This window comes from Biomaibacter sp. TOL, from assembly GCF_059717795.1.
Genome location: NZ_AP046092.1, coordinates 2,439,405 through 2,451,032 on the forward strand (window position 1 = coordinate 2,439,405; position 11,628 = coordinate 2,451,032).

The 11,628-nt window shown below is 42.7% G+C and carries 6 protein-coding genes and 1 CRISPR repeat array (1 of these 7 cut by a window edge); of the genes, 5 read left to right on the forward strand and 1 reads right to left on the reverse strand.

What is annotated here, in order from left to right; genetic code table 11:
- Nucleotides 1-4,603: a CRISPR direct-repeat array (repeat unit 30 nt; unit sequence GTTTCAATCCCTTATAGGGAGGCTAAAAAC); it begins 4,481 nt to the left of the window's first position.
- An 816-nt stretch (nucleotides 4,604-5,419) separates the two neighbouring features.
- Nucleotides 5,420-5,926: a YdcF family protein gene (locus AC6I1H_RS12090; RefSeq protein ID WP_497737819.1), complete on the forward strand. Its 507-nt coding sequence runs from the start codon at nucleotides 5,420-5,422 to the stop codon at nucleotides 5,924-5,926.
- Between the two features lie 73 nt (nucleotides 5,927-5,999).
- Here the strand turns inward: AC6I1H_RS12090 and AC6I1H_RS12095 are convergent, their stop codons facing one another.
- Nucleotides 6,000-6,512: a YhcN/YlaJ family sporulation lipoprotein gene (locus AC6I1H_RS12095; RefSeq protein ID WP_497737820.1), complete on the reverse strand. Its 513-nt coding sequence runs from the start codon at nucleotides 6,510-6,512 to the stop codon at nucleotides 6,000-6,002.
- Between the two features lie 130 nt (nucleotides 6,513-6,642).
- On the opposite strand from AC6I1H_RS12095, the gene AC6I1H_RS12100 reads away from it, so the two are divergent.
- The 4 genes from AC6I1H_RS12100 (at nucleotide 6,643) to AC6I1H_RS12115 (ending at nucleotide 11,594) form a co-directional block, all read left to right on the forward strand.
- Complete coding sequence (locus AC6I1H_RS12100) at nucleotides 6,643-7,077, forward strand: FHA domain-containing protein (protein WP_497737821.1); 435 nt, start codon at nucleotides 6,643-6,645, stop codon at nucleotides 7,075-7,077.
- Entirely contained in the window at nucleotides 7,061-8,272 is a 1,212-nt protein-coding gene (locus AC6I1H_RS12105; protein ID WP_497740780.1) for an FtsW/RodA/SpoVE family cell cycle protein, read from the forward strand. Before AC6I1H_RS12100 ends, AC6I1H_RS12105 begins: the two co-directional genes overlap by 17 nt.
- Nucleotides 8,265-9,683, forward strand: coding sequence for a peptidoglycan D,D-transpeptidase FtsI family protein (locus AC6I1H_RS12110; RefSeq protein ID WP_497737822.1), 1,419 nt, complete (start codon nucleotides 8,265-8,267; stop codon nucleotides 9,681-9,683). The genes AC6I1H_RS12105 and AC6I1H_RS12110 overlap by 8 nt, the downstream gene beginning before the upstream one ends.
- A 297-nt stretch (nucleotides 9,684-9,980) precedes the next feature.
- Complete coding sequence (locus AC6I1H_RS12115) at nucleotides 9,981-11,594, forward strand: response regulator (RefSeq protein WP_497737823.1); 1,614 nt, start codon at nucleotides 9,981-9,983, stop codon at nucleotides 11,592-11,594.
- Nucleotides 11,595-11,628 lie beyond the last annotated feature (34 nt).

Sequence of the window (11,628 nt, forward strand, 5' to 3'; positions counted from 1 at the left end):
TGCCTTAAACAATCCAAACTGCAACAAGGAAAACTGGTTTCAATCCCTTATAGGGAGGCTAAAAACAACAGGGCTTGGGGAGAAGTTGATAAAAGCTCCATAGTTTCAATCCCTTATAGGGAGGCTAAAAACATTTGAGTGCCGGTTTATTGCGCAGGGGAATGTAAAGTTTCAATCCCTTATAGGGAGGCTAAAAACTTTTTTTCCTCCTTTTTTATGAAAGTACCTTTATTGTTTCAATCCCTTATAGGGAGGCTAAAAACTTCATTTTCAATAGCCATGAAAAACAACCTCCGGAAAGTTTCAATCCCTTATAGGGAGGCTAAAAACCTACAATCGACAGCTTAGACAGCAAAATCAATTACAGTTTCAATCCCTTATAGGGAGGCTAAAAACGGGCAGGTTCTGATACGACACAACCTGGTGATTTTCGGTTTCAATCCCTTATAGGGAGGCTAAAAACATGGTACCACGGCTTCTGGGCCTGCTTCACCTATCAGTTTCAATCCCTTATAGGGAGGCTAAAAACCAACGAGACCGGGAACGCTCAGACCTTCCTGGAAAAGAGTTTCAATCCCTTATAGGGAGGCTAAAAACATACTGAACTTTTGGCACAAAAACAGAAACTCCTGGGTTTCAATCCCTTATAGGGAGGCTAAAAACTTGAAGCAATGGTGGGCTAAAAAGAAGACAGAACAAGTTTCAATCCCTTATAGGGAGGCTAAAAACACAAGAATTGGGCCAAGAAGATAGCCAAATATATGTGTTTCAATCCCTTATAGGGAGGCTAAAAACAGATAGTTTTGCAAATTGGCAACACGACAGCATATGGTTTCAATCCCTTATAGGGAGGCTAAAAACTGATTTTTTCATTTAAGGCAGGATGATTAATACCTCCGTTTCAATCCCTTATAGGGAGGCTAAAAACGCTGACGGAATATAAATGCTCGGCTTCCATGAAAGCGTTTCAATCCCTTATAGGGAGGCTAAAAACGGACCCGTCCCCGGACGGACAATTGCACTACGAGAAGGTTTCAATCCCTTATAGGGAGGCTAAAAACTTGATGGCATGATTATTACTGCGCCATTATTTGGCAGTTTCAATCCCTTATAGGGAGGCTAAAAACTTGTCAGTCAGACAAAACGAGCGCAAGATCAAGGAAAGTTTCAATCCCTTATAGGGAGGCTAAAAACTTCAAGCGGAATTCGTACGAAAGCGTCGGGTCTCATTGTTTCAATCCCTTATAGGGAGGCTAAAAACATAATAAAAAAACCCGCAACCGTTGCGGGTTTTAGAGTTTCAATCCCTTATAGGGAGGCTAAAAACAAGATTTTCCCGACTTCCTCGACTGCCGGGACCTGAGTTTCAATCCCTTATAGGGAGGCTAAAAACCAGACAAGCAGCAGCTCAGGAGGAAGATGTTGCTTAGTTTCAATCCCTTATAGGGAGGCTAAAAACCAGATATAGGTAACAATGTCAAAATCTTCTTTTTCCTGTTTCAATCCCTTATAGGGAGGCTAAAAACTTGGACCCATTTGCATACGGCGGCGAAATTCAGGTGTTTCAATCCCTTATAGGGAGGCTAAAAACCCTGGCCCGGGCATCCCGGGCGTCATCGGCATCCAGTGTTTCAATCCCTTATAGGGAGGCTAAAAACGAGATGCGAATACTATCGAAGAAAAATTAGGGAGGCCGGTTTCAATCCCTTATAGGGAGGCTAAAAACCCTCGTACAGAGCCGCTCTTGCGGCTGCTAGGTACGAAGTTTCAATCCCTTATAGGGAGGCTAAAAACTTCGATATAATCGATACTGAACAACGCATACGAACAGGTTTCAATCCCTTATAGGAAGCTAAAAACCGGATTACCCGCCAATGTCCCGATGACGGTGAGGAGACGTTTCAATCCCTTATAGGGAGGCTAAAAACAATTGGAAGGACGTATACCGTCGAATGTCCCTCCAGGTTTCAATCCCTTATAGGGAGGCTAAAAACTTCGATATAATCGATACTGAACAACGCATACGAACAGGTTTCAATCCCTTATAGGGAGGCTAAAAACCAAGCATTTCTTTTGTCACGATGCCGCCGGTAGCCAGTTGTTTCAATCCCTTATAGGGAGGCTAAAAACCCGAATCCAGACATAAAACTTAAAGACGTTGCTGTGTTTCAATCCCTTATAGGGAGGCTAAAAACGCGGGCAGGATTCGAACCTGCTTGCTATTTCTTCTCAAGTTTCAATCCCTTATAGGGAGGCTAAAAACGACAAGTGATTTAGTGATGATATAATGATAGATAGAGTTTCAATCCCTTATAGGGAGGCTAAAAACAAACCGGTGCAAAAATAAAAAATTGGAGGTATATAAAAGTTTCAATCCCTTATAGGGAGGCTAAAAACTTGCGGCTGTTCTACTGTTTTAGGTTTTAAATCTACCTGTTTCAATCCCTTATAGGGAGGCTAAAAACGGAGAAAGAATCCATCGCAGGGGCACTGAAATCCGGTTTCAATCCCTTATAGGGAGGCTAAAAACGGAAATTTTGTGGAACAAACATTGCCCTTTGCCATCGTTTCAATCCCTTATAGGGAGGCTAAAAACTTTCTATCCGTTTTTATTTTTCCGGTAGAAGTTTCGGGTTTCAATCCCTTATAGGGAGGCTAAAAACTGTTCGTATTCCTCCATGTTTCGCCAGGCGCAGCCGCCCTGTTTCAATCCCTTATAGGGAGGCTAAAAACCGAAGAATGACAGCGGCATATAGTTCAATGACAGATACGTTTCAATCCCTTATAGGGAGGCTAAAAACTATTAAAATTAGGTCTTTCTCCGGTCCCATTAAATTTGTTTCAATCCCTTATAGGGAGGCTAAAAACCATGTCGTGAACATGCGGTCGTAGCAGTCCTCACAATGTTTCAATCCCTTATAGGGAGGCTAAAAACAAGACATCGGAGGCAGGAAAGATTGCCCAAAGTGGCGTTTCAATCCCTTATAGGGAGGCTAAAAACGGATGCGAAGGAGGAAGGAGTAATTTCATGGAAGCAAAGTTTCAATCCCTTATAGGGAGGCTAAAAACAAAAGTATGGGTGGAGGGAAAATATTAAATTCTCTTAGTTTCAATCCCTTATAGGGAGGCTAAAAACGTTTTAAATTCAACAGGTTTAACAGGTTTAATTTCAGTTTCAATCCCTTATAGGGAGGCTAAAAACAAGGAAATAGGCTTCTCCCTGGACCACTTAAAGAAGTGTTTCAATCCCTTATAGGGAGGCTAAAAACTACGACCAGGCAAAAGCCCGCCTGCACAGAATTAGTGTTTCAATCCCTTATAGGGAGGCTAAAAACGACATACAAATATTTATAGATCTTGCAACAAATAGTTTCAATCCCTTATAGGGAGGCTAAAAACCGCACAAAAAGGGCATTTATAAAAGACTTTATTATTTAGTTTCAATCCCTTATAGGGAGGCTAAAAACTGGTTGTGTATGCGAGTTCGCCAATACATGCAACATGTTTCAATCCCTTATAGGGAGGCTAAAAACGATTGACCCGAAGAAAATGACAGTGCAGGAATTTTTGTTTCAATCCCTTATAGGGAGGCTAAAAACGATTTTTTGTCCATTCTATTTCACCTCTTCAAATTTTGTTTCAATCCCTTATAGGGAGGCTAAAAACATTGACAAAACTTTTCCAGGTAGTGTTAGTGTAGCAGTTTCAATCCCTTATAGGGAGGCTAAAAACACTAGGGCTACACAAGCCCCCACTTCAAGCACCTAGTTTCAATCCCTTATAGGGAGGCTAAAAACTATTAAAGAGGTTTAAATCCTCTTTATTTTTTTATCTGTTTCAATCCCTTATAGGGAGGCTAAAAACGAATAAAAACGTATAAGTGCTTCTATATGAGTTTTATCGTTTCAATCCCTTATAGGGAGGCTAAAAACGTAGTAAATTCTATGACATCTTTGAAGGATGATCTTGGTTTCAATCCCTTATAGGGAGGCTAAAAACTTGATTCGGTTGCAAGGCACATCGGTGTCGAGAAGGTCGTTTCAATCCCTTATAGGGAGGCTAAAAACACAAAAACTTACGTCAAGGAAATTCTGGGTAGCCGGTTTCAATCCCTTATAGGGAGGCTAAAAACCAAAGTGAAAGACGCAAAAAAGAAGCTCCGCCAAATGTTTCAATCCCTTATAGGGAGGCTAAAAACTACTTAAGCTTCTTATTCTTTATTTCTACCTCACATCGTTTCAATCCCTTATAGGGAGGCTAAAAACCAAAACCGGTTTTCTTTTCTTATAAAAACAGGTGAAAAAGTTTCAATCCCTTATAGGGAGGCTAAAAACTTGGGAGCAGTGCCCATCGGCCAGTTTTGGCGTACAAACGTTTCAATCCCTTATAGGGAGGCTAAAAACGCGAGCGGTGGCAGTGCTACCAAAACTTCAAGTGCCGAGTTTCAATCCCTTATAGGGAGGCTAAAAACGCGGGAACAAGAGTGTATGGAATATTTGATTTTGCTGTTTCAATCCCTTATAGGGAGGCTAAAAACTTAAAAAGGAACGTGATAAAGGGAATACCGTCCAGGGTTTCAATCCCTTATAGGGAGGCTAAAAACCAATTATATTTGGCAATTTATGCGGAATAATTATAGTATTAAATAAGTACATTAATATTAAAAAAACATTTTTCAATGCATATTATACCATGCTGTTATTGAAAAATAAAGACTTTGAGGGTTTTTAAAATTTCTAAGCGAGAATAAAAATATGTCGTCGATATTAAGGTGTTTTTACGTTATTATAGGTCGACGATTTTATTTTTTACATTTTCATTTCACACCTGCCATTTTAATACCGATAGTATCTCATAGATTGTATTTTGCGGTCTGCAGCTGTTTGTACGCATGGATGATGGCGGGTATGAAGACTATCTATATGTGCCGGCCTCCAACAAGCAGTCAACAGTACTCGGGGATACTGGCGGGTAGGAAAACTCGGCCGAGACATAAATTTTGTAGTCTGCCGTATTTGTATACCGAGCATTTTTATTATTGATTAGCGAATTATTTATTTAGCAAACTCTGTGACAGGCTTGGGCAAGCAGGGTTTTGACCCGAAGCTGTTGCTTTTTTGCAAAAGTACATTATTAATTTTCACAAAACGTTCAGGTTTAAACCTTTTCAGACATTTGATTTATAATAAAAAAGAAGTTCGGATTGCATTGGTTTTATAATGTTTTGCAATAATTTGCAATAATATGATATAATGTACCTGCACATATGCATAGAGGCAAATGTTGACGGCTTCATACATCCTGATGCCCTTTGGAATCTGGCGGATAAATTAAAATAACTCTACGGAGCAGGATTATGAGACGGTTTATCTATACTGCATTAATTCTGGTTATTCTATTGATCCTATTAACAGGGGGGATGTATGTATATATTGAGTGGTACGGTCGAAATTGTGAACCCGAAAAAGCCGATGCCATTATTGTCCTGGGCGCAGCGGTATGGAAAGACGGCCCAAGCCCTGCATTGCTGGAGCGAATTGAACTGGCAGAGACCCTTTACAGGCAAGGGTTCGCCCCAGCCATTATAACAACAGGCGGCGTGGGAAGTTTCAATCCTATTCCTGAAGGTAGGGCGGCAAGAGACGAGCTTGTCCGCAGGGGAATTTCCGGGGATGCCGTTTACGAAGAAATTCGTTCCAGAAATACCGGTGAGAATTTGAAGGGAGCCTTTGAAATTATGAAGAGATATGGCTGGAAGAAGGCTGTTATTGTAACCCACGACTTTCACCTTTTTCGGGCTGTAATGGAGGCGAAGAAGCTGGGGATGGATGTGACCGGTGCGGGAGTGCACAGGACGGCCATGGTGAGGACACCGATGGTGCTGCGGGAAGTGATAGCCAGTTTGGCCAGAATTATCGGATATTAACTTCAATTCATATACCAAACAGATGATTGGCAAAAAATAAATCCTGCGTATTAGCGCAGGATTTGTTTTCTTCTTACTTCACTTTGCCCCTGGGAACCATCCGCCGCGTTATTTCCGTGAGCTCTTTTGCGAAGCTCGAAATTGGTTTTCCGGCCTTAATACCTTCAGCAATCTTTTTCAATCTCGTTATAAGATTTGGATCTGTGGTCACATTAACGGCTTTTATTCTGGCATCAGCCCTCTTTACCGCGTCGGCTACTTTTGTTTTTATTTCGTCGGTTTTTTTGGCTTCGACGCCGGGTTTTATCTCCAGGCCCACAAAAGCCGTGGATCCGGAAACAACCACGGTAGCCGATTTTACCCCTTCAACTTTTTCGGCCGCACTGGCCAGTTTAGAGGCGAGAGTATGGGCAGTAGGAGTGGCGGGTTTTGGAGCCGGTGTTGCAGGAGTCGGTGTTACTTTGCTGGGAGAAGCGGGCTTTGGTGCAGGCTTGCGGCTGACCGAGCAGCCGCCCGATACCAGAGAAAAAACTGTGAGAGAAAAAACTGTGAGCAATATAAAAAGAGAAGACAAAAATCTTTTCATTTAGTTTCCCTCCTTCTATAATTTTAGAATAGGGATTTTCGGCTTTTTTTATACTGTAAGTTTAAGGACCGGGACTGGCAAAAGATTACCATTTATTATTTGTGATATAATATAATAGAGGTGATTTTTTGTGTATGAGCTTATGGCCCAGGTGGGAAAGTTTATTTTAATAGGAATTATTTACTATTTTTTATATAATTTTTTAAAAGTTATGGTCGTTGATTTAACAATGGATAAACAGCATCCGGGGGAAACGGGGTATTACCTGCTGGACGAAGACGGAAGGGAATATCCTCTGTTTCCCATAAATACCGTAGGAAGGGCATCGGATTCCGACATTGTGATAGAAGACCCGTTTCTCTCCAGCAAACACGCTCTTATAACCAAGAGGGGCCGGAATATGCTGATTCAGGACCTGAACAGTACCAACGGCACTTTTGTGAACGGCAAAAAGATAAAAAAGCCTTTCAAACTGCGGGAGAATGATGAAGTGGTGCTGGGAGACAGGAAATTTACGTTTTTGAGGAGGGAAAGCCGTGGAATTAAAAATGGAAGCAATTTATAACAAGACTTTGAGCGCCACCGCCCTTATAGGTTTTATAGCTTTTTTCCTCCTTTCCCTGAAAACCGAGCCTTTTTCTCCCGCACCTTTATATGGAGCCATTGCTTTTTCAACCATCATGTTTACAGGCTATTTTCTGACCAACTACCTGCTTTACGGACAGGACCCGGCTCTTTTTATCCTTTCCTGTTTTATAACCCAATTGGGGCTTATTATGCTTTACAGAATAAATCCGGCCGCGTTTTTAAAGCAGATAAATTGGTTTGCCATTGGAGTGCTCGCATTTGTTTTAAGTTCGGCAATTATCAAATACTGGGTTAAAATCAAGATAAATCCTCGCTTTTTTTTAGCAGCGACTCTGATACTGTTGGCGATGCCTCTTTTGTTCGGGGTGGAAAGAGGTGGGTCCAGAAGCTGGATACAGCTGGCGAATTATTCATTCCAGCCATCGGAGCCGGCCAAGATAACATTCGTGCTCTTTCTTGCCGGAAAATTAAAAGACGGGAAACTAGACAACGCTCTGCGGCTGTCGGGAGAGATTCTGGCGGCGGTCGGCCTTCTCATCTTGGCGAGAGACCTGGGCGGGGCCATGCTTTTTTACCTGACCGCTCTTGCTATTGTTTTTGCGGCTACTTCCCGCATCGACATGACCGCAGCGGGTCTTGGGGCAGCAGGCATCGCTGCGGTTTTCGGATACTATCTTTTCGGTCATGTTAGAATCAGAGTGGAGGCATGGCTCAATCCGTGGCAGGATGTGCCCGGAAGGGGATATCAAATCGTTCAGTCCCTTTTTGCCATTGCCCAGGGAGGTTTTTTCGGAACGGGCCTCGGCATGGGCCATCCGGAATACATTCCGGCGGTTACGACAGACTTCATTTTTTCGGGATTTTCCGAGGAGTTTGGTTTCCTGGGAGCGGCGGCGCTTACTGTGGCGTATTTCCTTTTAGTGTACCGCGGTATCAAAATATCCCTTTCCGCAAAAGAAAGTTTCTTAGCTCTGGCAGCACTGGGCATTACCACCATGTTCGGCCTTCAGGTATTTACCATTATAGGAGGAGTAATAAAGCTTATTCCCATGACGGGTGTAACCCTGCCTTTCATGAGCTATGGAGGAAGTTCAATGGTCATGAGCTTCATTTCCCTGGGCATTTTGAACGGTATCCGGCAAAGCGAGAGAGGAGAAGAAGCCGATGGATAGGCTCAGAAAAAACATAAAGATTATTTTTGGGATATTTTGCGGGCTCTTTATTTCTCTTATCATATATCTTTCATATTTTACGGCTTATGAGAGGGACAGGCTGATACAGAGTTCATACAACAGAAGGTTGTGGGAACAGGAAGATAAAGTTTTAAGGGGTACCATCTACGACGCTAAAGGAAGGCCCATGGCGGATACCGTCATCGAAGGAAATGTTAAAAAAAGGATTTATCCCGGAGGCGAAGCCTTCGGCCCTCTGATAGGATATTCCGACAGAAGGTTCGGCAGGGCGGGCCTGGAAGATGCTCTAAACGGCGAACTATTGGGAGTGACTGAAAAGGATCCGATGATTTTACTCAGACAGAAGATACTGGGTGTATCGGACAGGGGAAATGATGTGTATCTCACCATCGATTCACAATTGCAGAGGACGGCCTACGGGTTGTTCCGGGGAAGGCGGGGGGCCCTGGCAGCCATAGACCCCAATACAGGCGCCATCCTGGCAATGGTAAGCTCGCCGGGGTATGACGCTACGAATCTTCAGGGCCAATGGGACAGCTTGCTGAATAATCCTGATAAACCCCTGATAAACCGGGCTACACAGGGCCTTTATCCGCCGGGTTCCGCATTTAAAATAATTACACTGGCGGCGGCGCTTTCCAGCCATCCGGAAATAGAGAAGAAAACGTATTACACGCCGGGGTATGTAAAGATAAAAGGCAGAATAATAAGGGATTACGAAAACCTGTGGCCCGGCGACTACGATCTGAGCAGCGCCTTCAGATATTCCAGCAATACGGTGTTCATACAGATAGGGCAGGAAGTGGGGTCGGACAATCTTTTTTCAATGGCCGAGGCCTTTGGGTTTAATGCAAAGTTGGATACCGATATCCCCATAGCAACCAGCACCATACCGAAACCCCCGGCCCTGGGGGGAGAGGTGGAACTGGCGGAAGACTCCATCGGGCAGGGGAAGATACTGGCCACACCGCTCCAGATGGCTCGGGTGGCTTCGGTGATAGCCGGCGATGGGAAGCTGGTGACGCCTTACATTATTCAAAAAATCGTTTCCCCTCTGGGATTTGAAAAATCGCTGCACAAAGCCGAAGTGCCGAAGCAGGTGCTGGATAAAACCGTAGCCGATAAAGTAAAAGCCCTCATGGTGGATGTAGTACAAAACGGCACCGGCAAGCCGGCGAATATAAATGGAATAACGGTGGCGGGCAAAACCGGCAGTGCAGAGAACCCTCACGGCAAGACCCATGCGTGGTTTGTGGGTTTTGCCCCGGCAGAAGATCCAAAGATTGCCGTGGCGGCGGTGGTGGAAAATGCCGGCGGTGGCGGAGCCAATGCGGGGCCCATCGTGCGGGAAGTAATCAGGCAGTATTTAAACATTCTGCAGGATAAATAGGAAAAAACGTTAAATTAATTGAAATTGATGATTCGGGTGTAAAAACCAGGTCCGTTGCCGGAGGTGCAGGCAATCTCCGGCAGAAAAGCTTTTTACACCCGAATCTTTTTGCCATTTATCGAAAAAAGCCTCCATACATATATGAAGGGTTTAAACAATTATTTGAATTGTAGATTAATGTACATTTATTCAAGCAGGAAAATAAAAATATATGCAGAATATAGAATATGTATATAAAAAGCTGCGGTATAATGGAAACTCCTGCAAATAAGATAACGCGGTAAAGGGAGTAATTTTATGATTAGAGTTATCATAGCAGATGATGAAGAAAAGGTATGCCAATTGATTTACCATCTTATTGACTGGAAATCTGTGGATATGGAAATTGTTGGAGTAGCCCACAACGGCATCGAAACTCTGGAATTGATAAAAACCCTCCGGCCGGATCTGGTGATTACGGATATCCGCATGCCAGGATACGATGGGCTGGAATTGATCAATCTTGGAAAACAGGTAAAAGAGGACATGGATTTTATTATAATCAGCGGATACAGCCATTTTGAATATGCTCAAAGCGCCATAAAATATGGGGTCAGCGATTACATTTTGAAACCGATTAAAAAGAACGAGCTTTTAGAAACCCTCAATAAAATACGCAAAAAATACATGCAGAGGTCCGAACAGTTATCAGCTGAGGAACAGCTGAAAATCCGCCTGCAAAGCGATATCGATAAATTGAGATCAGGATTTTTCATAGAAAAATTGCTGCAAAACGCTGCGAATCAGGAAAAATTAGAGATTGAAAAATGCAATGAGGATTATCATTTTAATTTTCGCCCCGGTTGTTTTCAGATTTTAATCGTAAAACTTGACTATGAATATGAGAACATGAGTGAAAGCAGCATCAGGATATTGGAGGATAAGGTCGCACAAATACTCAGGAGCTTTTTAAAAAAAGAATGCTTTGATATGGAAATTTGCTTCCAGGGCAGCAGGGTGTACTGTGTATTGAATTATGAAGATGCGAGCAGAAAAACGGTAAGAAAACAGCTTAAAGCATGCTTGGATGAACTTATAGTACAAAAGAACGTATTTGACAGGATAGAATTTACGATTGGAATGGGTAATGCCGCAGGTGATATTGATCAATTAAAATCTTCTCTGAAGGCTGCCGAAATGGCAGTACAACAGCGCCTTATTGAAGGGACGGAAAAACTGATCGAAAATGTCCCGACAAAAGCTTCCCCTGCCTCAGGAGATATTATGCTGGCAGACCTGACAAAAAACATAGAGGCCGCTCTGGAAATCCTGGATTCCGACGGCGTCATCGAAGCAATTGATTTTTTCAAGGATCGTCTGCTGAAAGAGAATATTTCGGGGCATGAAGTCCTTCAGATGGCGCTGAGTGCCTTTAATATATATCTGATGCTGCTCAGGAAGCATCAGCTCAATATTGAAAATGCAGAACAATTCTGCAAAAAATTTTCTTTGCATGTTGATCTTTGCAGTTCGGCAACAAAATTGTTTGACTGCCTCTCAAAATTTATAAGTGAGTCTTTAGATGCCGCCTTCGAAGAGAGAAGGCAGGCTTATATAAAGCCGATTCGCACGGCAAAACAGTATATTCAGCAGAACTATATGAAGCCCATCACCCTGAAAGAAGTCAGCAGTATAGTCGGGTTCAATGACTCTTATTTTAGTTCTTTGTTCAAAAAGGAGACCGGAAAAAACTTTTTGGAATATCTCTCCGAAGTTCGAATGAACAAAGCAAAAGAGCTGTTGAAGGAAACAAATTTTAGCATCGCCAGTATATGCGAAAGAGTCGGATATAACGATTTAAAGCATTTTACGAAAAGTTTTAAAAAGTATACCGGTCTTAATCCGAATGAGTTCAGAAAAATATACTCATAGGCAGGTCGTGTCTATGAAACATAGAACTAATCGC

Excerpts from the sequence above, each read along its gene's own strand:
- AC6I1H_RS12090 (WP_497737819.1), top strand. The coding sequence starts at position 5,420 with ATGTATGTATATATTGAGTGGTACGGTCGAAATTGTGAACCCGAAAAA.
- AC6I1H_RS12095 (WP_497737820.1), bottom strand. The coding sequence starts at position 6,512 with ATGAAAAGATTTTTGTCTTCTCTTTTTATATTGCTCACAGTTTTTTCT.
- AC6I1H_RS12105 (WP_497740780.1), top strand. The coding sequence starts at position 7,061 with ATGGAAGCAATTTATAACAAGACTTTGAGCGCCACCGCCCTTATAGGT.
- AC6I1H_RS12110 (WP_497737822.1), top strand. The coding sequence starts at position 8,265 with ATGGATAGGCTCAGAAAAAACATAAAGATTATTTTTGGGATATTTTGC.
- AC6I1H_RS12115 (WP_497737823.1), top strand. The coding sequence starts at position 9,981 with ATGATTAGAGTTATCATAGCAGATGATGAAGAAAAGGTATGCCAATTG.